Annotated in this window: 13 protein-coding genes and 4 pseudogenes; 4 read left to right on the top strand and 13 right to left on the bottom strand. The window is 44.8% G+C overall.

Annotated features, from left to right (window positions below):
- Positions 1 to 477: 477 nt before the first annotated feature.
- The 7 genes and pseudogenes from C1H71_RS21100 to C1H71_RS15715 form a co-directional block, all read right to left on the bottom strand.
- A complete protein-coding gene (locus tag C1H71_RS21100; RefSeq protein WP_262488465.1) occupies positions 478 to 1,005 on the bottom strand; it encodes an ATP-binding cassette domain-containing protein in 528 nt (175 codons plus the stop codon).
- Entirely contained in the window at positions 1,005 to 2,030 is a 1,026-nt protein-coding gene (locus C1H71_RS15740) for an ATP-binding cassette domain-containing protein (protein ID WP_223145895.1), read from the bottom strand. Before C1H71_RS15740 ends, C1H71_RS21100 begins: the two co-directional genes overlap by 1 nt.
- A gap of 600 nt (positions 2,031 to 2,630) precedes the next feature.
- Positions 2,631 to 3,839 (bottom strand): annotated as a pseudogene (locus C1H71_RS15735) (IS256 family transposase); the annotation flags it as partial.
- A gap of 177 nt (positions 3,840 to 4,016) precedes the next feature.
- Positions 4,017 to 4,490, bottom strand: coding sequence for a nuclear transport factor 2 family protein (locus tag C1H71_RS15730; protein ID WP_130107395.1), 474 nt, complete (start codon positions 4,488 to 4,490; stop codon positions 4,017 to 4,019).
- A 19-nt stretch (positions 4,491 to 4,509) separates the two neighbouring features.
- On the bottom strand, positions 4,510 to 5,124 hold the full coding sequence (locus C1H71_RS15725; protein ID WP_130107394.1) for a glutathione S-transferase family protein: 615 nt from the start codon (positions 5,122 to 5,124) through the stop codon (positions 4,510 to 4,512).
- Positions 5,125 to 5,152: 28 nt separating this feature from the next.
- Positions 5,153 to 6,724: a pyridoxamine 5'-phosphate oxidase family protein gene (locus C1H71_RS15720; RefSeq protein WP_130107393.1), complete on the bottom strand. Its 1,572-nt coding sequence runs from the start codon at positions 6,722 to 6,724 to the stop codon at positions 5,153 to 5,155.
- Between the two features lie 105 nt (positions 6,725 to 6,829).
- Complete coding sequence (locus tag C1H71_RS15715) at positions 6,830 to 7,366, bottom strand: carboxymuconolactone decarboxylase family protein (protein WP_130107392.1); 537 nt, start codon at positions 7,364 to 7,366, stop codon at positions 6,830 to 6,832.
- A gap of 130 nt (positions 7,367 to 7,496) precedes the next feature.
- Here C1H71_RS15715 and C1H71_RS15710 point away from each other — a divergent pair, with 130 nt between their 5' ends.
- Positions 7,497 to 8,396 carry a LysR family transcriptional regulator gene (locus C1H71_RS15710; protein WP_130107391.1) on the top strand — a complete coding sequence of 300 codons (900 nt, stop codon included), beginning with the start codon at positions 7,497 to 7,499 and terminating at the stop codon, positions 8,394 to 8,396.
- 67 nt (positions 8,397 to 8,463) lie between these two features.
- Here the strand turns inward: C1H71_RS15710 and C1H71_RS15705 are convergent, their stop codons facing one another.
- From C1H71_RS15705 to C1H71_RS22015, 6 genes and pseudogenes are all read right to left on the bottom strand, one after another.
- Positions 8,464 to 9,012, bottom strand: a complete 549-nt coding sequence (locus C1H71_RS15705; RefSeq protein WP_130107390.1) for a carboxymuconolactone decarboxylase family protein — start codon at positions 9,010 to 9,012, stop codon at positions 8,464 to 8,466.
- Between the two features lie 230 nt (positions 9,013 to 9,242).
- Positions 9,243 to 10,330: pseudogene (locus C1H71_RS15700) on the bottom strand (IS3 family transposase).
- Between the two features lie 30 nt (positions 10,331 to 10,360).
- Positions 10,361 to 10,645, bottom strand: coding sequence for a hypothetical protein (locus C1H71_RS15695; protein ID WP_130107389.1), 285 nt, complete (start codon positions 10,643 to 10,645; stop codon positions 10,361 to 10,363).
- 64 nt (positions 10,646 to 10,709) lie between these two features.
- Positions 10,710 to 11,498, bottom strand: coding sequence for a thioesterase II family protein (locus C1H71_RS15690; protein ID WP_130107388.1), 789 nt, complete (start codon positions 11,496 to 11,498; stop codon positions 10,710 to 10,712).
- 51 nt (positions 11,499 to 11,549) lie between these two features.
- Positions 11,550 to 12,338, bottom strand: a pseudogene (locus C1H71_RS15685) (IS3 family transposase); the annotation flags it as partial.
- The gene (locus tag C1H71_RS22015) at positions 12,251 to 12,781 is read right to left on the bottom strand and encodes a helix-turn-helix domain-containing protein (RefSeq protein WP_130107387.1); all 531 of its coding nucleotides are present in this window, start codon (positions 12,779 to 12,781) and stop codon (positions 12,251 to 12,253) included. The gene C1H71_RS22015 and the pseudogene C1H71_RS15685, both read right to left, overlap by 88 nt.
- 605 nt (positions 12,782 to 13,386) lie before the next feature.
- On the opposite strand from C1H71_RS22015, the gene C1H71_RS15675 reads away from it, so the two are divergent.
- From C1H71_RS15675 to C1H71_RS21580, 3 genes and pseudogenes are all read left to right on the top strand, one after another.
- Positions 13,387 to 20,304, top strand: a complete 6,918-nt coding sequence (locus C1H71_RS15675; RefSeq protein ID WP_130107386.1) for a type I polyketide synthase — start codon at positions 13,387 to 13,389, stop codon at positions 20,302 to 20,304.
- Between the two features lie 20 nt (positions 20,305 to 20,324).
- Positions 20,325 to 22,826, top strand: a pseudogene (locus C1H71_RS21585) (non-ribosomal peptide synthetase); the annotation flags it as partial.
- Positions 22,809 to 24,542 (top strand): condensation domain-containing protein, encoded by a 1,734-nt coding sequence (locus tag C1H71_RS21580; RefSeq protein WP_262488464.1) that lies wholly within the window; start codon positions 22,809 to 22,811, stop codon positions 24,540 to 24,542. The pseudogene C1H71_RS21585 and the gene C1H71_RS21580, both read left to right, overlap by 18 nt.
- Position 24,543 lies beyond the last annotated feature (1 nt).

Below are 24,543 nucleotides of genomic sequence, written 5' to 3'. Positions count from 1 at the left end.
GCCAATAGCCTACGAAGCCCCCGCTGTAATAAAAGCGGGGGCTTTTTTTATTAAATTATTTCAGCTCCAAATCGATGATGTACAGGCTATGCCTAGCAATGTTCGCCGATTTGATTTTCAGCCACCTCACACTTGCTGGTGCGCGATATTCATGCACTGGCGAGTGTGAGGTGGGCTTTTACAAAGGCTTGTTGATAGTCACGGTGTTTTAGAGAAAATTGCAGATTCTTATCAATTTATCCACCCGCGCTTTCGCATTTATCCACAGGGGCTTGAGTGGCAGCACCCGACTCACTGCCGATACTCAGCTAGCTTTGTCATGAGTAGCAGGTAACAAAAGTGAAGCTGTCGCACAGTGTCCTATGCTGAGCTTCTGCACCTCGGCCAAAGCAGACAAAAAACGTCAACGAAACTGGGATCGACTCAGATCCTCTTAATACTGTTGCCAAACTGAATTCAAAGATGGATCGTATGGGTTTAATTGAGGGCATCTAGAAATTCCTGATCATGAGATACCACCATCAAAGCACCTTGAAATTGATTCAGCATTGTTTCTAACGCAGTAAGGCTTTCCAAATCCAGATGGTTACTTGGCTCATCCAGCAGCAAAAATTGCGGCAGGGGATCATTGATCAATTTGGCAAGTAGTGCAATTTTTAGCCCTTCTCCCCCACTTAAATGTCCAGTTTTGATTTGCGTTCGCTGAGCATCAATACCGATCTGAGCCAATCTAGTTCGGGCTTCTGTTTCACTCATGTTGGGATTGCTTGATTGTAAGCACTGCACTGGCGTTTGATCAGAATATTCCGAGCCTGCATGTTGATCCAGCCAGGCGATATTTAATTGAGTCAAAGCCAGCCCTGAGCTGGGTTTGATTTTCCCAGCAATCACCCTTAGCAGCGTTGACTTTCCACTGCCATTTTCGCCATGAACCTCTATTCGGCATGGACCGGGAAAAATTGCATTGAGTGGCACACTAAGACCAAATGGCAACACCAAATCCACTAACTGCAAAACTTGCGTTCCAGTTGCAATGGTGCTTTCAGGCGGCAAGAGCAGATGGTGAATAACCGGCGCACAGCGACCTTGCGCCGAAGCAATTCGCGCCAGTGAATCTGCGCGTCTCGCCTGTTGTTGCTCCAACATCTTTCCGGTCGTATTTTGGCTACGCTCCTGATGCGCACCAAGAATAATCTTGGCCTGATTACCTTCTTTCGCTTTTCGGCCCCCTGTGAACAGCGCCTTTGCTGGCGCTCAAGCTGCACAATCATCGCTTTGTGTTCGCGTTTCGCTTGAGTGCGCTCGGCGTATAAATCAACTTGCAATGCTTGCTGCTGCATCGAATTGATCTGCAAAAAATCACTGTAACCACCACCATAGCTAGCGATACCATCGGTGCGCAACTCTACAATTTCGTCGACCAACTCCAGCAATTCACGATCGTGGCTAATCAGCAGCAATCCTTTTTTGCTCGCTTTAATCCGGTTGGCTAGCTCCTGTTTTTGCCTACGATCAAGGTGGTTACTAGGCTCATCTAAAATCAGGTAGTCATGATTTGAATTAAATGCACCAAGCAGCATCACGCGCTGACGCTCACCCCCGCTAAGCTGCGCTGTCGGGGTACGGCTATTTAAATACCCCAAGCCGATTTGCTCGAGCTGAAAAGCAAACTCTTTTTCGCAATCCCAATGATGGCCGACAATCTGGTAATCCCGCTCATCAATGCTGCCATTGGAAACTCGTTCCAGTGCGCGCAATATGGGCTCAACACCTGCCAATACCGCAACCGTTGTTTGCTGCGCAGGGTCAACTAACTGACGCATGTAATAGATCGACGTTTTGTGATGGATGGCGCCAGAAGTAGGTAATACTTCGCCAGCCATCATCACTCCAAGTAGTGATTTGCCAATGCCATTATTTCCAACCAACCCTGTGCGTTGTGCTGAAAATGAATAATTCAAATTTGAGAAAAGACGACGCCCATCAGGCAAGATGTGAGAAAGCTGATTTAAATTTAGATATGTAGACATACGAATACTCCTGTTAGCAAGGCTTGGAAACCCAATAGTTCGGGGTATTTCAAGGCCGTGCGTTGCACGGCAGTATCAATGGCGCATGTCGAAAATTCCTTGAGAATATTTGAATATCTTATTCAATAATAATGACTTGTAACTACGTAAATAGTACCTCATTAAAAATGGATGGAGTTCTACATTCACTTTTTCAGGCCATATGGAAAAACTACAGAGCTCGTCTGAGTTAGGGTAACTGTCTGCTTTGGCCGAAGTGATGAAGTTTGCGTAAAAACTCTGAGTGTCGGCAATAGGTGCTACTGCAGACGTTCAGTTAAGACAAAAAGTCTGTTGTTGACCGATAGCGGCCTGTCGCTCAGTCTAACCCAGTCGTTTCAACCGAGCATTAACTCTCGTTTAATGGTGACTAAATTAAATTACCTCCGGCAAAGCCGGAGGTTTATTGCTGGGGCGCCTCGAAAGCGCTGGTAAATCAGGAGCCGCCTAAAGGCGGCTAGAGGCCTAGCTTCATTTGATCGTAACGATCATCCTCTTTTTCCTGATTACGAATGTAGGATCGAAGAGCCTGTAAATCTTTCTGTGTAAATGCCTTTGGAATTATTGGTGGCCGTTCAGCCGGTCACCAAATTCTATAACGAAACGATTCAGCGCCATCTGCCAGTTTTGAATCGGCATCGTCCATTTCTTTGAAGCCTGTTCGATCGCAAGGTAAATCACTTTCTTGGCCGATTCATCGCTGGAAAATACTTTGCGCCGCTTCGTCGCCGAACGAATCACGCTGTTGAGTGACTCGATGGCATTGGTCGTATAAATCGCTTTGCGAATTTCTGGTGGGTACTCGAAGATCGTGCGCAAATTGACCCAGTTCGCCGTCCACGACTTGGCAATCAAAGGATAGTTGGCTTGCCAAGTCTGCGTAAAGCGATCCAACTCCAGCAACGCTTGCTCTTCAGTGGCGGATTCCGTGGTGGATTGGTAAATCCGTTTCAGATCGGCTGTGACGGCTTTGTAGTCCTTCCAAGACACATATTTAAGGCTGTTGCGCAGCAGATGCACGATACAAAGCTGAACGCGCGTCTGGGGAAACTCCACCGCAATGGCATCGGGAAATCCTTTGAGGCCATCAACGCACGCAATCAAAATATCCTGTACCCCGCGTGCTTTGAGCTCAGTCAGCACGGAGAGCCAGAATTTAGCACCTTCATTCTCGGACATCCACAACCCCAGTAATTCCTTGTGGCCGTCCATATTCACGCCCAATGCCAAGTAAATTGCCTTGTTGATGACGCGCAGATTGTCACGAATTTTGATGACGATGCAGTCGAGGTAAACGATGGGATAAATGGCATCGAGCGGGCGCGATTGCCATTGGGTGATTTGCTCTAGTACGCGATCGGTGACGCGGGAAATCAAGGTGGCCGACACCTCTGCATCGACCATTTCCTTGAAGGCCGCCACAATTTCGCGCGTGCTCAGCGCTTTGGCGTACAGCGTGAGAATTTGATCATCCATCTGCGTCAGGCAGGTTTGACCCTTCTTGAGGAATTGTGGCTCGAATGAGCCATCGCGGTCGCGCTGCGTATGGATGTCCACCTCACCATGCTGGCTTTTAAGGCGCTTTGGCGTGCTGCCATTGCGCGAGTTGCCACGTTCACCCACCGTGCTAGCATGTTTCTCGTAACCAAGATGGTCAGTTAATTCCGCATTCAGAGCGGTTTCGACGGTGAGTTTGAGTAGCTCACGCGAGAGCGCATTTAAATCCGCTTCAGTTTTGATGTCTTTAGCGAGTTCAGCGGCAAGAGCCTGTCATTTTTGACGATCCATTGTGATGCCTGACATGAATTTTCTCCGGAAAGAGATTAATCGGCCAAGGGCATTTACACAATTTTAGTTACAGGCTCCATACTTTGTGCTGTTCGGCCTTAGCCGACATCAAAGTATTGATTGCACGACTATTCAAACATTGGCTCTGTATCACATAGCCTACAAGCCCAGCTCACTTAAACTCGGGTGATCATCAGGTCGATTACCTTGTGGCCAATGAAATAGTCGCTCGGATTCTGCTATCGCTAAATCATTGATACTGGCTAAGCGATGATGCATCAAACCTTGCGCATCAAATTCCCAGTTTTCATTCCCATAAGAGCGATACCACTGTCCAAGGTGGTCGAGCCATTCATACGCAAACCGCACTGCGATTCGATTGTTATCATGCGCCCAGAGTTCCTTAATCAGACGATATTCGACTTCGCGCTCCCACTTGCGTGAGAGAAATTCAATGACTTGTTCGCGGCCGTGTAGAAACTCATGGCGATTGCGCCAAATGGTATCGGGCGTATAAGCCAATGCGACACGTTGTGGGTCGAGTGAATTCCAGCCATTTTCAGCCATGCGTACTTTTTGCACCGCCGTTTCACGGGTGAATGGCGGTAATGGTGGACGTACTTCGAGGTTCATCGTGCATCCTTTATTGAGATTAATAACTTTCGATGCCATCCATACCGACGTAAGCACGCAAGCTTTGAATTTGCTTCATCCATGCCACAACGGCCGGATAGGCGTGTAGGTCAACTTTACCTTCGCTGGCCAGTGCGATGTAGGGGTAGATGGCAAGATCCGCGATGGTGATGTGCGGTGCCGCCAACCATAGTGATAACATTAAGTGTTGATTTAGCATTGTGAGCAGTTGCGTCGTGATTGATTCAGCTTCGCTTGCATTAATGGCACGGCCCCATTTGTAATACAAACGCAGTGCATTGGGACCGCGAGTGACTTCATTGGCAGCGGTAGCAAGCCATGCGACAACTTGTGCTAAGGCTGTAGGCTCAGTGGGCAACCAAAAATCTGCTTGTTCCGCGCCATATTGCCGCGCTAAATACACCAAAATCGCTTGGCTATCTCGCAGTATCACATCACCATCGACTAAGACCGGTACTTGTCCGAGTGGATTCATCGCCAAATATTGGGCTGATTTATGCTCGCGCACAGCCCCGTTTACCATAATGGATTCATAGGGTATATCTAGCAAAGACAGCATCAATCGGACTTTGTGGCAATTGCCCGATGCAGCAAATTCGTAGAGTTTGATCATGCTTTTTCCTTCACTGAAAGAGTCGTCATTACAAGTTGAGTTCAAGTCGTGCCGATTTGGCACGCGACACACAAATACACATCAGTCTGGTGCGCTCGTTCTGATTCAGTACATTATCGCGATGCTCCACTTCGCCACTAAGCACTTTAACCGCGCAGGTCCCGCAGTTGCCGACGCCACAATCAGACAGGGTATCAATGCCCGCCGCCTGCATCGCAGCCAACACCGACTGATCAGCAGCAATTGGAATAATGCGCTGCGAGCGGCGCAGAACGACTTCAAATGCGGTGTTTTCACCGTGAGGTGCTGAGGTGAAGCGTTCAAAGTGAATTCGCTCCGTGGCAATTTGTAATTGCTTGGCAATACCTTGTACGGCGCTAATTAAACCGGTGGGTCCACACACATACACTGGGGATGCATTTGCTGCCATTTTCAACACGTGTTCAATATCGAGAACTTGGTCTTCGTCTTGAAAATACACCGTGATTTGCCCTGCTAAATCGCGTTGCAAGCGATCGCCATACGCCATGTCACGGCGGCTACGAGCGGCATAATGCAGATGAAACGCTTTGCTTTGCGCTTTAAGCGTTTGCGCCATCGCTTTGATTGGCGTAATGCCAATGCCACCCGCAATCAGCACCGTCGGCGCGTCACTATCAACCAAGAAAAAGTCGTTCTGCGGCAAGCCGCAATGCAGCATCATGCCAAGTTGATAATGTTGATGCACAAAGCTCGAGCCACCATCGCCATCATCCTGTCGCAACACGGCGATTTCGTAAATATCACGGCGCGCTGGATTCGACGCTATCGAATAATTGCGCACGCTGGCTTGACCATTTTTCAGAGTGACTGGCACATTGATGTGCGAGCCTGCCGCCACTACTGGCAAATCTGCGCCAGCCGGATGGCGCAATTCAAACGCGCGCACTTGAGGCGTGAGTTGGCGAATGCCGCTAATCACCAGTTCTAGTGCTCCTTTACCTAATGCCGTGATTGGCGCAGTTGCTATCGGTTTAGCCTGCAACGCTTTCAGTTCGGCTTGTAATGGCGCAATCAGTTGTTCAATGTCGGCATCGGTATAGCGCGGCGTGATGTGCTGTGGGCAATTCCAATCCCACGCCTCGACGGCAATCACCATCGCGCGTTCGATCCGAGCACGGTAGCTTGGATCTTCCAGCGCGGCGATCAATTCGGGGTTTTCCAACTCATGAACGATGCGCACCCGCCCCCAGATTTTGAGGCGACGACGATTGGCATAGTCCATCAGGATGATCGAAACTTTATCGTTAGCATTCAGATTGCCCACCGACAAATATTGCACATTTCCACGAAAATCGGCAAAGCCCAGCGTATTGGAATCGAGCACTTTAAGAAAACCCGCAGGGCCTCCGCGATGTTGAACATACGGCCAGCCATTTTCACCGACGGTCGCCATATAAAAACTATCACGCGCTTCGATAAACTCAGCTTCGCGTTCAGTCATATCACTGCGCGTATCTTCGGCCAACTCAAAGCCTCGGTTGCTATCACGACTGTGATAACGGGTTTGTGCCGCTTTGACGCTGTCGGTAAATGTAATGGTGGAAAAAGCGCGGGGCATGATGCACTCCCTTAGAGCTGAGTAAATATACAACTGGTTTGGTTTATACGCTGCCCCTGCAAAATTAACGCATAGTCCGTGGCGATTTTGCAGGCTTATTTATTTCTAAACCAAAGTAACTTTAGGAAAGTCAATTTCAATTCGCGAGGCTTTGCCCAAAATATTCGTCAGGATATTCATGCCAACATGAGTAATGATTTCAACAATATCGGCGTCAGAAAAGCCGGCATTGCGCGCTTCGATCAGTTCGGCGGTTGTAATGTCACCATTGTGCTCGGCCAGTGAACGGGCCAGTTTAACGGCAATGGCCGCTTTCGCATCTTGGCTGGTGCCGGCGCGATTGGCGGCGATTTCATCATCATTCAAACCGGCTTTGCTACCAATCGCTGCGTGGGCTGATAGGCAATATTCGCAAGCATTCTGCTGGGCTAAAGCCAACGCTATCCGTTCCCGTGTTTGCAAATCCAAACTGCCACCGTTGGCGATACCGTGCAGGCCAAGGAATGAACTCAGTGCAACCGGTGAATTAGCAAACACTTTTAAGAAGTTCGGCACAATGCCTAGTTGGGCGTGAATTGCGTCAAACAAAGTTTGTTGTTCAGCAGTGGCCGTTTCAGGTGTAACGACGTTAATGCGGCTCATGACATTTATTCCTGTTTAGTTGAAGTGGTTCGCTGTGTTGCCAGCGAATGAGTGCATTGTGCCAAGCACCAGTTGAAAGAAGAATGCTCATACATCACAATAGATTGTTGCTAAATTTGGAATAAAAGCCATGGATCGATTTCATCAAATGAGCGTGTATGTGGCGGTGGCAGAAACGGAGAGTTTTGCTGCTGGTGCGCGCAAACTCGGCATGTCCCCACCGGCAGTGACGCGGGCTGTGGCAGCGCTAGAAGAAGAATTGGGCGTGAAATTGCTCAATCGAACCACGCGCTATGTGCGCGCAACGGATGCGGGTCTGCGTTATTTGGACGATGCGCGGCGCATTTTGGCTGAAGTACAAGAGGCAGATGAAGTCGCCGCTGGCGTGAATGCGGAGCCACGCGGGCATTTGGTGGTGACGGCACCTGTGCTGTTTGGTCAACTATTTGTGATGCCCAGTGTGGTCGGCTTCTTGCAGCGCTATCCCGATGTGGATGTGTCTGCGTTGTTTCTGGATCGAGTCGTGAATATGCTACAAGAAGGCGTTGATGTGGGTATACGCATCGGCGCATTGCCAGATAGCTCAATGCGGGCGATACGGGTTGGACAAGTTCGCAGGATCTTGTGTGCATCCCCTGATTATTTAGCGCAATTTGGCATTCCCAATACGCCGAACGATTTGCTCCAGCACCAAATTGTTGCTGCTAGGAATGTGAGTCCAACCATCGAATGGAAATTTGGCGATGATGAGACTAGCAAGGCCATTCGCATCAAGCCGCGCCTGACGGTGACGAGTAATGATGGTGCGATTGCCGCAGTACGTCACGGCGCAGGGATTACTCGATTATTGTCATATCAAGTGGCCGGCTTATTGCAGACTGGCGAATTAAAAACCATGCTGGGCGAGTTTGAGGCCAAGCCGTTACCGATTCATATTGTGCATCGTGAGGGTCGGCATGGTTCAGTCAAGATTCGCACCTTTGTTGATTTTATGGCGCAAGCCTTGAAAGAAAATAGCGCACTGAATTGACAACATCTCATCAATTGCCCACGCCTGAAAAAACCACCAGATCCTAGTGGCTTTTTCATTTCGAACATTAAACCTTCGCGTAAGCCGTTACAACCGGAAAATCAATTTCTGTTTGTGCTACTGAGTTCACATAGTTGGTCAATGTATTGAGTGACACATGCAAGACGATTTCAATGATTTCGGCATCGTTAAACCCTGCAGCTTTCACTGCATTGACTGCCTCAGTAGATACATGACCACGCTCTAGGGCCACACTGGCAGCAAAACGAACTGCTGCATCTGCTTTCAGATCCATTGATTGGCCGCGACGATTGGCCGCAATCTCGGCGGTGTCGAGTTTAGCCACATTGCTGGCCAAATAAGTATGCGCCGATAAGCAATAATCGCAGCGGTTAATTTCAGCGATCGCCAAGGCAATTCGCTCACCGGTTTTTGTGCCTAAGCTGCCTTTGCCCAAAGCACCATTCAGGCTTAGGTAGCCTTCTAAAGCGGCAGGGCTGTTGCCGACTAATTTCATTAAATTTGGCACGACGCCTAGTTGATGTTTGACTGCATCTAGCAAAGGCAAAGAAGCAACAGGAGATTGTTCGATAGTTGGGATAGCTAGGCGGCTCATAATGTATTCCTCCAAGTGGTGTGGGCTCTGCTCGCTGTGGAAAGAGTGAATGCAGTATGCTGCCAATCAAAATTCTGAAGAATACTCAAGCAGTGCAATTGATTATTTCAATTTTTGAATCAATTATGTTGGTAAGTTTTTACAGCCGGTGAGACTGGGTGAAAGATTAATGCACTAAATTCGAGACAAATGGTAATCCCCCCATTTTTAAGCTCACTTAAAAGTAGAGGCTAGGCATGTAATGCCAGTTTTTGTTTCGGGGTGATGCCGCCCAATCCCATGTGCGGACGCTCGTTATTGTAAGTCCAAAGCCATTGCGTTGCGGTTTCTTGTACTTCAGCAAGACTTTCAAAGTCATCGCAGGCCAGCCATTCATAACGCACAGTCCGATTATAACGCTCAATATATGCATTTTGCTACGGGTTACCGGGCTGAATATAGGCCAATTCAATCGATTGTTGCTCTGCCCAATTTTTTAATAGGTGACTAATATATTCAGGGCCATTATCGGACCTGATTCGTTTTGGCTTGCCGCGCCATTCAATAATTTGATTCAGGCTGCGTATGACGCGCTCTGCTGGCAAAGAGAAATCGACTTCAATGCCCAATCCTTCCCGATTAAAATCATCAATCACATTAAATAAGCGAATGCTGCGGCCATCGGCTAATTGACCGTGCATAAAATCCATCGACCATGTTTCATTTTTTGCCGCTGGCACTGCTAATGGCGCTGGCGTTTCGCGTTCTAAGCGCTTTTTAGGCTTAATCCGCAGATTTAACTCTAAATCGCAGTAAATTCTGTAGACGCGTTTATGATTCCAGTGCTTTTTCCTGACGTTGCGCAGATGCAAAAAGCAGAGGCCAAAGCCCCAGCTTCGATTCGTTTCTGTGAGCTGAATCAGCGATTCCGCAATTTTTGCGTTTTCTGCATCCAACTTACGAATATAGCGATAGCAAGTCGTGCTAATTGCAAAACTGGCGCAAGCCACGCGAATAGAAACGGCCTTGCTTTCAACGGCCCAGTGAGCCATCTCGCGGCGCTGAGATGGCTTCACCACTTTTTTGACATGGCCTCCTTGATGATATCCGCTTGCATCTGGGCTTCGATATACATCTTTTTAAGGCGCTTATTTTCGTCCTCCAGCTCTTTCATCCGCGTCATCATGGAAACGTCCATGCCGCCAAACTTAGCGCGCCATTTGTAGAAAGAGGCAGAACTCATGCCGTGCTCGCGGCACAGATCGGGGACGGTTGAACCGGCTTCCGCTTGCTTTAAAATCGCCATAATCTGGCTGTCAGAATAACGTGCTGCTTTCATGTAGAGCTCCTCAAAGACTACGAGAAAATTCTACTTAAAAATGAGCTGGTTTTGTGGGGGGATTACCATGGCTTGCTTAGCAGCATATCTTCCAGCTAAAAATTCAGCTTGTCTTTTTTTGACGGCCTGAGCCAGCTCACAAGGAAAGTAGATCGACAACTCTTTGAAGAGTTCTTTTAGAAAATGCTTTTTGTCAAAATCACACGAAAATATCAAAATCTCAGGATTTTCAATAAGCCAGCAGCATTCATTAGAAATGAAACTATTTATCACACCGTGACAAAATGCCTTATCAGTAACGTTACTGATAGACATAGGCTGCTCTTTAATGAAGGGAAGTAAAGTGCTATTAATAATAGTTACCCATATTGATGCCTTTCTATTGGCTAAGTTCACATTTATCAATATGCTGTATTTCATTACAAGTCAAAACAAGATTTACCACAAAATCAACTTGCGCTATCACTGCACTTTGATGTTCATTAATAAAAAAATGACCTCCTGGTATAAGTATTATCTGGGTTCCACGTTGAGAAAGTTCCGTCCACGCTAGAAGTTCAAGGTGCGTAACATCAATATCATCCTCCCCACCCAATACCAGAATAGGGCTTACTATCGGTATTTTTTTTGCCCTATAATCGTGGGCGACTTTAAAGTCAGCACGAAGAGCAGGAATAAAAAAATCAATCAATTCACTATTAGATAACACTTCTTTAGGCGTGCCATTGAGCTCGCCTAATTTTTGAAGAAACTCTGCTTTAGGGAGGTGGTGAATACTTTCACGGCGGGACTCTAAATGAGGGGCTCTACTGCCTGAAGCGATAAAATACTGTGGCGCTGTGATACCTAAAGATTGTAGATTCACTGCTAATTCAAAAGCAACTCGACTACCTAGGCTATGTCCAAAGAAAATATATGGGACATGAGCAAAGATAGATTTCTGCCCCAGTAATTCACTTATAATTGACTCCATCTGTTCATGTGAAGGTTCGCTCACTCTAGAGGCTCGCCCAGGGAGAGTAATTAATACCAATTCTACGTCGTCATTAAGGCAATGAACCCAAGGAATATAAGTGGTGAACGAGCCGCCAGCAAAAGGAAAGCAAAATACACGAAGCTTTGGCGCTATTCTAGGTTTTGGTATAGTAAATATTTTAGCTTTTACCACAGTAAGTACTCGGGTAATCCCCCCATTTTTAAGCTCACTTAAAAGTAGAGGCTAGGCATGTAATGCCAGTTTTTGTTTCGGGGTGATGCCGCCCAATCCCATATGCGAGCGTTCGTTATTGTATGTCCAAAGCCATTGTGTCGCAGTTTCTTGTACTTCAGCAAGGCTTTCAAAATCATCGCAAGTTAGCCATTCATAACGCACAGTTCGATTATAACGCTCGATGTATGCATTTTGCTGCGGGTTACCGGGCTGAATATAGGCCAATTCAATCGATTGTTGCTCTGCCCAATTTTTTAATAGGTGACTAATATATTCAGGGCCATTATCGGACCTGATTCGTTTTGGCTTGCCGCGCCATTCAATGATTTGATTCAAGCTGCATATTACGCGTTCTGCTGGCAAAGAGAAATCGACTTCAATGCCTAATCCTTCCCGATTAAAATCATCGATCACATTGAATAAGCGAATGCTGCGGCCATCGGCTAATTGATCGTGCATAAAATCCATCGACCACGTTTCATTTTTTGCTGCCGGTACTGCTAATGGCTCTGGTGTTTCGCGTTCTAAGCGCTTTTTAGGCTTAGTCCGTAGATTTAACTCTAAATCGCAGTAAATCCTGTAGACGCGTTTATGATTCCAGCGCTTTTTCTTTACATTTCGCAGATGCAAAAAGCAGAAGCCAAAGCCCCAGTTTCGATTGGTTTCAGTGAGTTGAATCAGCGAATCCGCAATTTTTGCGTTTTCCACATCTAGCTTACGAACATAGCGATAGAAAGTCGTGCTAATTGCAAAACTGGCGCAAGCCACGCGAATAGAAACGGCCTTGCTTTCAACGGCCCAGTTATAAGATTGCACCCACCTTCAACTAATTTACGTTTTTTGCAAGATTTAACTTTTCTCGCCAGTAAGTGCTGCCATTGCTCTCTTTTCACAAGCGTGTAAATTGTATTACAAGACAGATAGTTAGACACAGTTTCAATGTTCATCCGTCCAGCTATCTGCTCGGGGCTTAATCCAAGTACAAGTAAAGGCCGGATAACCTCTTTTAGGATAGCGGAACATTTATGGTATTTGGCCGCATCTCGGCGTCTCAAATGGACTTGTTGATGAGACATCTCGGCACAATATTTATCGTCAGGACATAGTGCTAACTCTCGAGAAATCGTTTTATTACTGCGTCCAAGCTCAGTGGCCATTTTCCTTGCTGAAAACCCGAGTGTACAAAACGCTTCAATCTGGTATCTTTCTTTGATTGTCAGTTGCTTATACTGGTTGCCCATTGGGTACCTTGGTGGATTGTGTGAGAACCTGAAGCTTATAAGCAACTGACTCTCTTATCTATACCAAAGTGTGTCGGTTATCCTTGAGATCTAAGCATTAGATCTCACCATCAGCACGTTCGGTGTTTTTCAAGATAATTGTCACTCTTTGCTTATATATTAAGCTGCGTTTCATACGGAGGGAGGACGTATTTATACAGCATTTAATAATAGGATATGAAGGTGTTGCCTTACATGTGCTCGAAGAGCATGTTTCTGCAGAATTCAACCCCTATTTGAGGTATGACGATGTGGGTTTTCATTCTGCTGAGGGCCAGATGATAAAGGTTCTAGGCAGGACTACCGCATGAGAGGGTGTTTTTTATACAAGGTGGCATGTATGTCCAATACTTCATATTACAGCCATGAAATTGGTTATTGACTGAACTTGGTATGATTGTTATTTGCACGCATTTAGGTTGAAAAACGTTCATGCACTCGCCCTGAGGTTCTAGGTCTCTAAATTATCAAAAATTAAAATTGAAATATTTAAATTGTAATCTATGTGAATCATGACCCTTTATCTATCAGTTATCAGCTCAGTTAAATAATATAGGATATTAATCTTGACTAACAAGAACGGTAAGGCCTCACTTAATAAAATTACGACTTTAGTCGATACCCTGCTTGCCCATAAGAGTAGCAAACAGCAATTAATATACTGCAACAATAGTAATGATGAAGTCACTTCTGATTACCGACAACTCTATAGCCAGTCATTGCAATTATTATCACACCTTAATCATCTAGGTTTACGAAAAGGGGATCAGTTAGTTTTCCAGTTAGAAGGCCTTCAACATTTTACGACAACCTTTTGGGCGTGCATTCTGGGGGGGATAATCCCTGTGCCAATTTCTGTTGGCACCAAAGATGACAGTTTAAAAAAAGTGTTTTCCGTATGGGCACTTCTTAATAATCCCACCTTATGTTTTGACTCTCCCATATTATTGGAAAATCTTGAAAAATATTCTCAGCGTACAGGCTCACAAAGCGACTTTGCTAAAATAAGAGATAAAGCACTTGATCTGTCTTTGCTACCTTCGAATTCCGATAAAAATCTTGCTAGCCTTATCTGCGATGTCAACCCCGATGATACCGCTTTTATTCAATTCTCCTCAGGCTCTACTGGTCAACCTAAAGGTGTGGTATTAACCCACAAGAATTTGGTAGCCAATATCAAAGCTCTTGCAAACTGTTCAGAGATAACAATCAACGATGTCATGATCAGCTGGATGCCATTAACCCATGACATGGGACTGATTGCGGTTCATTTAACCGCGACCTTACTGGCCATCAAACAAGTGCTGATTGATACCCGCACATTTATCAGAAGACCTTTATTATGGCTGGATAAAACATCACAGCATCAAGGCACTATATTATTTACTCCTAATTACGGTTTAAACGTACTATTACTGTCAATGAAAAAGCGTCAACCGGACTGGGATCTATCAAGTGTCAGGATCATACTTAATGGTGCCGAACCTATTTCTCTCACCTTAGCTGAGCAATTTCTTGCCACTATGGCCCCTTATGGATTAGCTCACAATAGCATGTATCCAGTATACGGGCTTGCAGAAGCCAGTGTTGCAGTCTCGGTCCCGAAACCAGGCGCCCCAATAAAAGCGCACTACCTTGATCGCACTAAGCTTAATTTTCAACAAGAAATTGTTCATGTGATGCCTGATAACCCTGATGCCATTACCTTTATTGAGGTAGGCACTGCGATTGATGAATGCGCGATCAAAATTGCCGATGCTACTGGCAAGGATATACCTGACAACCACATAGGGTTAATCCACATAAAAGGAGCAAATGTTACCTCCGGCTATTTTCATAACCAGGAGGAAACACGCAGAGTACTACACCCAGATGGCTGGCTTAACACTGGTGATTTAGGCTTTATCAACAACCAGCAGCTAACCATCACGGGTCGCGCCAAAGATTTGATTATTATCAATGGCCAAAATATTTATGCCCATGACATTGAGCAAATGTGTGCTCGCATACCTGAAATACAATTGCGTAATATTGTTGCCTGCAGCGTTTGCTTAAATAAAAACAATATAGAACAACTGGTTATATTTATACGTTATAAACAAAATCTTGATGAGTTTACAAACGTAGCCGACAAGCTTAGACGTTATCTACAAACCAGTATGGGCCTGAGTATTCATGCCTTGGTACCCATTAACGACATACCAAAAACCACTAGTGGCAAGGTTCAGCGCTTCCAACTTCAGCAAAATTTCATTAATGGTGATTATCAGCCCATACTTAATGAGATAAAACAACTGCAACAAACCCAGTCAAATACACAATTGCCACCAATGAGTGACGAAACACTCCACTATTATTTACACACAACACTAACAAAATTACTCGGTTATCAGGTAACAAATTATCATGATAAATTAGCAGATCATGGTGTTGATTCGCTAAAAGTGGTTGAGTTTCATGCCGTACTGCAAGAGACATTAGCCATCGAGATACCTGTATCAAGCTTCTTCGATTACCCAACCTTCACACAACTCGAAAACTTTCTATTAGAACAAGTCAAAGCTCAAACGAAGCCACCCGAAAGCTTGCAACTTCCAGATACCAAATCAATCCGCCAAGAAAAAGAGGCCATTGCAATTATCGGTTTTGCAGGTCAATTCCCAGGAAGTCAGCAATCAAACGAAACTTTTTATAATAATCTCTATGAAGGTAAAGACCTTTGTTCAGAGATACCCAGCGACCGCTGGTGCAATAAATCATATTATGATCAAGCAAATACCCCTGGAAGTATAAAAACCCAAAAAGGTTATTTTCTTGATCAGGTTAATGAGTTTGATGCCAGTTTTTTCGGTATCACACCCGTTGAGGCCAAAGTAATGGACCCTCAGCAACGTTTACTGCTCACCGTTAGTCAGCATGCCATTGATAATGCTGGTATTAGAAATGAAAGCCTTAATGGTTCAAAAACTGCAGTTTACATTGCTATGGCAAACAGTGATTTTGCTCATCAGTCCTTCGAACAAAATCGCAGTTCAACGTTAAAAGAACATAGCTTAACCGGCAACATCGCCAGTATCGCTTCAGGTCGTATTTCTTATTATTATGGATTAACGGGCCCCTGCCTTACCTTAGATACAGCTTGCTCCTCATCTTTAGTGGCTGTTGATCTTGCCTGTACCAGCTTACTAACAGGGAAAGCTGATCAGGCACTGGTTGGTGGCGTCAATTTAATACTAACGCCACAAGGTTATATTAGCCTTAGTAGGGTTAATGCACTTTCTGATGATGGAAAATGTAAAGTTTTCGATGACAGTGCCAATGGTTACGGCCGTGGTGAAGGTTGCGCAATGCTAGTGCTTAAACGTCTATCGGATGCACAGCGAGATGGCGATTCTATTCGCGCGATTATTGCTGGATCTTCAGTCAATCACGACGGAAAAAGCAGTGGTCTGACAGTACCTAATGGATTAGCACAACAGCAAGTTATCTGTGATGCCATGGCTCAAGCAAAGGTGGGTATTCATGATATTCACTATCTTGAGGCCCATGGAACTGGCACTAAGCTCGGCGATCCTCAGGAGCTTAATGCCTTAAGCAACATTTTTGAACAGCGTGCCGCTAACAATCCCTTGCCCGTAGGATCTATAAAATCCAATATTGGCCACTTGGAAGCGGTTGCGGGTATCGCTGGAGTAATTAAACTTATTTTGTCTATGGAGCACGGCATTGTTCCGAAAAACTTACATCTAAACCAATATAATCGGCTGGTGCCCTGGGACAAAATCCCCCTTAAGCCATTAAGTGAGCACCACACTCTGGACAATACCCAAAAAATAACTTGTGGTATCAGCTCTTTTGGTCTGTCGGGTACCAACTCACATCTTATTCTACAAAACAATCCTATATCTGAAGCGATTGATATTGAAGATGATAAAGCCGGAATATTGATACTAACAGCCAAAACTCTAACGAGTTTACATCATTGTAAAAATCAATATATCGATTTTTTAAACCATAGCCAGCATAGCGCTAAGGACATTACGACGGTCAGCCAGCGTAACCAGCAAGATTACCCCTACCGCTTGGCGGTAGTAGGTAGGGATAAAGCATCACTTTTAGCGCAATTAATCCATGACACTTACCACTCTGTGCCAACAGAAAACCCAGGAAATATCGCTTTTATTTTTACAGGACAAGGATCGCAATACTTCAATATGGCGAAAGCGCTTCATCAACATTTTTCGGTTTTCAATATAGCCTTAGCTGAATGTGCCCAGTTATTTTCCCCTTACCTCAATAAGTCTATTGAAGACGTATTATATCAAGACGGATCTGAATTAATTGATAATACTTTATATGCACAACCTATCATTTTTTCTATAGGTTATGCCCTGATAAAATTATTCGAAGATTTCGGCATTAAACCCCAGTTCGTATTAGGACACAGCATAGGACAATATACCGCAGCCTTAGCTGCTGGGGTATTAACCCTCACAGACGCAGTTCATTTAGTCGCTAATCGGGCGCTATTAATGAGCAAGGTCAAACTCCAGGGCGCCATGGTCGCTGTTGCCGCGCCAATTTCGATTATTCAGGACCTAGTCACAAAACAAGGTAATAGCGTTGCGATTGCAGCAATTAATAGCCCTGTTGATGTAACTTTGAGTGGCAGTATCGCAGAGATCAATCTTATCATTGAGGCAATGATAGACTTGGGGCTCCCTTATCGAGAATTGAAGGTCTCTCACGCCTTCCATTCACCCTTAATGCAATCCGTACTAGAGCCTTTTAGTCACATTCTCGATGAAGTGACACTGCATCCTCCGAAATTACCGATCGTCAGTGATTTGACTGGCTTTCTGACGACTCCGGGTAAACACAGTGAAATCACTCATAAAGATTATTGGCTCACTCATATTTGCGATACCATCACTTTTAGTGCCGGACTCGACACCCTATCCAAACATGGCTGTCATGCTTTTGTCGAAATAGGAGGCACTGCAACGCTATCTGCTTTCGCCGCGAAAACCTTAAAATCACACTCAGACTTGCTTAATCTTGCCAGCCAACGGGGAGCGCTTAAGCCATCACTGGATACTTTTTATCAGACTTTAGCTGATTTATATGTCCATCATTATCCTGTGAACTGGAAGGCCATGGTGTCTCATCCATTAGGCAAAATTATTGATCTTCCCTATTATGGATTTGAGAAAACAACGTTCCCGATACATGCCGATGTCCTAGAGAGCACCTCGACGCAACCTATAACGTCACGGGAAAATACCCAACCTCTGAAACCGATATCATTACCTTCTGTGGGGATCATAAATTCTCTAGCTCGATTGATTGAAGGTATTTCAGGCATCAAACTCGACCAGCAAAAACAATATCTGAACTTTCTCAATTTAGGACTAGACTCCCTCATGCTAGCCAGATTAAAAAATGAGGTTTTTGAAGAGTTTAGCATTGACATTCCTTTGGCCTATTTTTATGACCAATGCAGCAGTGGAGAAAAGCTGCACCACTATTTGTCTGAACGGATCACCCTGCAACCAGAACCATTTAAGAATCAACAACCGCAACCAGATGAACCACAGCAAGTCTCATTATCGAATCCAGTCACCTCAAATGATGACATTGCGAATTTATTGGGCCAGCAGCTTCAAACCGTACAGGCGATATGCCAAGCGCAACTGAATTATCTCGGCAAGGATAACATTACAAATTCAGAGCCATCCAAAGCAATATCGCCGTCACCAAGGACGGCTTATCCTGAAACCAATTTCAGGTTAACTAAATTTAGTGAGGATAACCTCTCAGATACACAGCAAGCCTTCGTTAACCAGTTAATTAGCGCATATTGCATCAAAACCGCAAAGTCCAAGGCCTTTAGTCAGACTCACAAAGGTGATTTTGCTCATTATCTGACAAGTCTTAATTTTCGTAAAACACTCAAAGAAATTCTTTATCCCCTTGTGTCAAATGAAGCCAAGGGAGCCTATTTATGGGATATTGATAATAACAAGTATATTGATTTGGCCATCGGTTATGGTGTCCATTTCTTTGGTCACAAACCACAATTTGTTATCGATGCGGTCAAACAGCAAATGGACAAAGGCTTTGTATTGAGCCCGCATTCATCATTATTAGGCGAAGTCACCCAGCTGCTCAAAGAAATAACCGGTGTTGACCGCGTATCCTATTGTAACACTGGGTCAGAAGCTGTAATGCTAGCACTGCGTATCGCCAGAACCCAGACTGGTCGGACTAAGATAGTCAAATTTTCTGGTTCCTATCACGGTATTTATGATGCCATTCTGGCAGAAAATGATGAACAAGGCAGCTATCCAACCACCCCAGGAATAACTCTGGGCTCAGTGCAGGATACGATAGTTCTCACTTATGGGGATCCCAAAGCACTGGAAATCATTGAGCAGTTGGGAACCGAACTCGCTGCCGTTTTGGTCGAGCCGGTACAGAGTCGCAATCCAGCGCTGCAACCCAAGACGTTTCTAGCACAGCTCAGAGCCCTAACTACAGCATCGGATACCGTGCTTATTTTCGATGAGATAATTACTGGGTTTAGACTTCAATCCGGTGGCGCCCAGGCATTTTTTGATATTCAAGCCGACTTAGTCACCTACGGAAAAATCATTGGCGGCGGCTTACCCATAGGTATTGTCGCCGGAAAACGACGCTTTATGGATGTGATCGATGGGGGGCTCTGGCAGTATCAGGACGATTCAATTCCTCAAACTACCGCGACTTTTATCGCAGGAACTTTTGCAAATCATCCAATGGCACTGGCAGCTGCAAAATCAGTACTATTAGAAATAAAAACTAAGGGAGCGCTTTTATACCAGCAAACTAATGCCCTTACATTGTCACTGGTGACTCGACTTAATGATTATTTTGCTGCAAACCAAGTGCCAATTGAAGTCAAGTGCTGTGGCCCCATATTCCGCTTTGAATCTTTTGGGCGCTATGCTCTGGCGTTGCAACCCATTGAAATGGATCTATTCTTTTACCTGATGATGACCAAAGGCATTTACACCTGGGAGCGTCGGATCTGTTTTATGTCCACTTGCCACACTCGAGTAGATATCGACAATATTATCACTGCCGTCATCGATAGTATTAACGAACTTAGACAGGGTGGATTTACCTTTACCACCACAACTTCGCCCTTACCCCCGAAGGAGTCGCTGCGTAAATCCAGTCAGCAGCACTCTTTAATGAGCTCTGCACAAAAACGTCTGTTTACACTCAATAGCCTTGAAGGAGCAGAGCAAGCTTATCACCTATCGTATATTGCAAAAATTAATGGCCCCATTGATGCTAACAGGGCACAACAGGCGTTAACATTATTATCTCAGCGTCATCAGAGTCTCAGGACAACCTTTGAGCTGTTAGAGGGTGAGTTTATCCGCGTGGTTCACCCTGAACTCCCCCCCACCTTGAACAGGCAACAGCAGAAACCTTAGCTCAGTCTAGTGCCAATTTTTTCAGGCCTTTTGATCTAAAAAATGACGCCATGCTAAGGGCTAAACTAGTCAACCTAGCGCCCAATGAACATGTCTTTATGCTGGATATCCACCACATTGCTGCCGATGGTTATTCCGCTAACATTCTATTTCAAGAGTTTATCAGTGCTTACAGCAACAATGGCGATAAGACGCTAGCGTCTCCAAGTCAGTTTGAAGATTTTGTCAACTGGGAAACGGACTACTTGACCTCAACTAAATTCCAGTTAGACCGACAGTATTGGCAAAATAACTTTGCCAATTATCAACAGACCACACAGTTACCACTGGATCATCAACGACCCACACAGCAAACCTTCAACGGTCATACCCACTCATTTTCTTTATCACCAGCAAAAACGGCGCAATTAACCGCGCTGGCTAAACAATTAAATGTGTCTCTATATATGTTACTGCTGAGCGGTTGCCACCTACTGATCAGCAGACTTACGGGCAATAATGAAACTATCATTGGTGCTCCGGTAGCATTGCGTCAACCCAAAGGCTTTAATCACATAGTGGGTATGCTGACCAATACCGTGGTGTACAAACATCACCTCGACAACCACCATACCTTTGAAGATTTAGTACACAGTGTCAAAGAAAATTGTCTAGGAGTGTATGCCCATCAAGAATATCCTTTTGATCAGCTAGTTGCACAACACTTTGAACAATCAGGCATGCGCCGTGATAGAAGCCGTAATCCATTATTTGATGTCAGTTTTGTGTTTGAACAAGCAGACGATCGAGTGCTGGCCATCCCTGAGCTTGAATTTATCCCACAAACATTAGCTCAAAAAGGGAGTGTTTATGACTTTTCCTTTGAGGTTATCGTACAGCAACAACAACTGAGTATTAATTTTCATTACAATCAAAATCTGTTTAATTTAGCGACCATTGCCAGTTGGGGAGACTTAACCCTGTTGTTACTGGACAACGTATTACAATCACCCAAGCAAAAACTTGAGCATATTCTGCCAATCCCCGTAGATATTCCTGCTGAACTCGAAGCTGAACAGCAGCTTGATTGGTCTGAAAGCGCTCACTTAATTGAGCGTTTCAATGCTGTAGCAAAACTTTACCCCAACCATGTTGCGGTAAAATATCAAGATAAGACAATCAGCTATAAGCAGCTAGACCAGAAAAGCAACCAATTGGCCCATATGCTTAAAGAGCAATATAATATTTGCCCCAAAGAGCGCATTGCCGTTCAAGTTGAGTCAGGTGATTTTCTGATCTCAGCGTTAATTGCGGTATTAAAACTCGGTTGCTGTTATATCCCCATTGATCCTGATGCTCCAAGGGAAAAGGTTAATTACATCATTAAAGATAGCGCGGCTAAAGTGCTACTCACTGAATCCCATATCTATCAGCAAGACTTTTATTCACGCTGCGATCTAAACCGAGTAGATTACGCCGTATTCAGTCAGCAGCCACTTGTAACGGCAATAACAGCTGATACGTTGGCCTATATTATTTATACCTCAGGTACCACTGGCCGACCCAAGGGCGTTAAAATAAGGCATAGCTCACTGATGAACTATTGTCGCTGGCTTACTGGAAAATACGCCATAAACCATATGGATAGTAGTGTTTTACTGTCTTCATATGCTTTTGACTTAGGCTATACCTCTATGTGGGGTTGCTTACTGTCTGGCGCCTCTTTGCATCTACTCGATAAGGGGGCTCGGCAGGATATTCGCTTCGTACTGCATTATATTGCGCAGCAACACCTGACTTTTATCAAAATGACCCCTTCATTGTTTCAAGTCTTGGTCAATCACCATGACTTCACCCCCGCACTAGGGTTAACACTTCGATTAATGATACTCGGCGGTGAAAAGCTCAGAGCTGATGATGTCGCCAATTACTTGCAATGCTTCAAAGAAACCGTGTTTGTTAATCATTATGGTCCGACAGAAGCCACTATCGGTTGTATCACACGTGAGTTTAATGCCGCAACGTTTGAGCAATACCGTCACAACATGAGTATTGGTCAGCCCATAGCTAACTGTAAGGTTTATATACTCGATCACAACAATACTGTGGTAGCCGATGGTGAACATGGTGAAATTTGTATTGAAGGAGATTGCCTAGCTCAGGGTTACTTAAACCATGATGTTCTTGAGCAAGCTAAATTTATCACTCTGCCCCTCTCACCAGACAAACGTGTCTATAAAACAGGGGATTGCGGCGTTATTATTAATCATGAGGTACACATTCATGGCCGCTTTGATGATCAGGTAAAAATCAGGGGATACAGGGTAGAGCTTGGAGAGGTCATCAATGTACTTGAGCAACACCCCAAAGTACAACGCGCGGCAGTGATCAACAAACAAAATAAGAGTGGTAATGAATTAGTTGCCTACTACCAAAGCAGTGAACCTGTGACAGTGACAGATCTCAGAAAGTTCATGTCCGAGCATTTACCCGCCTATACATGTCCCAGCCATTATCTTGAAGTCGTGCATTTTCCAACGAATGCCAACGGTAAACTCGACATAAACAAACTGCTTAACAGCCACGAGAAAACACCCATCAGCATCACGACTACAACAGATAAATTATCCGCATCTCAGCAAGTCATTTTTGATGTTTGGCAACAACATTTACAAATACCATCGATGGGCTTAACCGATGACTTCTTTGCGCTCGGGGGGCATAGCCTCAAAGCCATGCTCATTAGTGCTGCGCTATCACAGAAGTTTTCAACTCCAGTATCCATCAATGAAATATTTGCACACCCAAATATCGCCGCCCTCGATTTATGGCTGACGACCAATGAGCAATCATTGATTGAGATTTCACCCATAAAGCCGCAAGCGTTCTATGCCTTATCGAGTGCACAAAAAAGGTTGTGGTTAGTCTCTCAGGTCAAAGAACAAAGTGTTGCCTATAATGTCCATGCCGCATTTTTACTTGAAGGTGAACTCTGCATCCCATCCTTCAAACAAGCCTTTTCTCAGTTGATCTGTCGACATGAATCGTTACGTACTAATTTTATTTTTACCCAAGGTGAACCTAAACAACACATACATTCAGCTATCGAACTGCCATTAACCTTGCTCGAACCCGCAGCAATCACCATTAACTCCCCTGCACTTAACCAACTGTATTTGGAGTTAGCACAACATCATTTTAACTTAGAAACCGATGCTCTATTTCAGATCACTGTAGTTAAACTAAGCACTGAAAAACCAGCCCAAGTATTAATGTTTAATGCCCATCATATTATTTGTGATGGCTGGTCAAACAGCATTATTTTAAAAGAATTATCCGAACTCTATACTTGCTATCGCCGGCAACAAGCACCGACTCTTCAGCCTTTAGTCATTCAATATAAAGATTATGCAGCTTGGCACAACAAGGTGCTTAACACAGCTCAAGCACTGAACGATAAAGCCTTCTGGCAAACACAACTGGCAGGGGTCAATCGCCCCATGTTATTACCTAATGCCAGCAACACTGAACGGTATAGCGGACATTGGTACCGGAGCATCCTAGATGAAGCTCTAGCCAGTGCAATGCAAGACTACTGCCGACATAATAGTATCAGTCTCTACACCTTCTTTGCTTCGGTAACCAGTGTACTACTCAGTCATTATTGTGCCACTGATGAGATTATTTATGCCACACCCATCGCAGATCGCCAATTGCCACAGTTACAGTCACAAGTCGGATTTTACTTAAACACCTTTTTATTGAGACAAGCGCTAACCCCCGAGCTCAGTTTCGCTGACTTGCTTAATAACACAAAGACTCAATTGCACAACATAATGCAACACCAGCTCTATCCCGTTGAGCAAGTACTAGAAGAGCTTGATCTAATAGAAGGAACGATTGGCGATTTTTATCGCATCATCCTAAATGTGATGGAATATGAAAGTTACTCACATTACCAATTAGATGGATTGCGCTTTAACAAGATCCTCGAAACGGCCACCACTAGCCGAGCAGATCTGAATATTATGCTGGTCAAGGGTGACGCCCTCGAACTGGTGATCGAATATAACAATCAGCTGCTAGATGAAGCTGGCATCACGACCATGAAGGATCAGTTGATCCAGTTAATTTCACAAATACTGGAACAGCCTCAACGCACACTCAGAGAATTAAAACAAAGCTTGCTCAGTACAAGAGAACAACAAGCCCAAGCTGAATTTTTAGATGCCGCTCTCGCCATAGACGAAGAATTTTAAG

The sequence above is a fragment of the Iodobacter fluviatilis genome (genome assembly GCF_004194535.1).
Lineage (GTDB): Bacteria > Pseudomonadota > Gammaproteobacteria > Burkholderiales > Chitinibacteraceae > Iodobacter > Iodobacter fluviatilis_A.
This window is presented reverse-complemented; position numbering and strand designations above follow the sequence as displayed.

Excerpts from the sequence above, each read along its gene's own strand:
- C1H71_RS15740 (WP_223145895.1), bottom strand. The coding sequence starts at position 2,030 with ATGTCTACATATCTAAATTTAAATCAGCTTTCTCACATCTTGCCTGAT.
- C1H71_RS15730 (WP_130107395.1), bottom strand. The coding sequence starts at position 4,490 with ATGAACCTCGAAGTACGTCCACCATTACCGCCATTCACCCGTGAAACG.
- C1H71_RS15725 (WP_130107394.1), bottom strand. The coding sequence starts at position 5,124 with ATGATCAAACTCTACGAATTTGCTGCATCGGGCAATTGCCACAAAGTC.
- C1H71_RS15720 (WP_130107393.1), bottom strand. The coding sequence starts at position 6,724 with ATGCCCCGCGCTTTTTCCACCATTACATTTACCGACAGCGTCAAAGCG.
- C1H71_RS15715 (WP_130107392.1), bottom strand. The coding sequence starts at position 7,366 with ATGAGCCGCATTAACGTCGTTACACCTGAAACGGCCACTGCTGAACAA.
- C1H71_RS15710 (WP_130107391.1), top strand. The coding sequence starts at position 7,497 with ATGGATCGATTTCATCAAATGAGCGTGTATGTGGCGGTGGCAGAAACG.
- C1H71_RS15705 (WP_130107390.1), bottom strand. The coding sequence starts at position 9,012 with ATGAGCCGCCTAGCTATCCCAACTATCGAACAATCTCCTGTTGCTTCT.
- C1H71_RS15695 (WP_130107389.1), bottom strand. The coding sequence starts at position 10,645 with ATGTCTATCAGTAACGTTACTGATAAGGCATTTTGTCACGGTGTGATA.
- C1H71_RS22015 (WP_130107387.1), bottom strand. The coding sequence starts at position 12,781 with ATGGGCAACCAGTATAAGCAACTGACAATCAAAGAAAGATACCAGATT.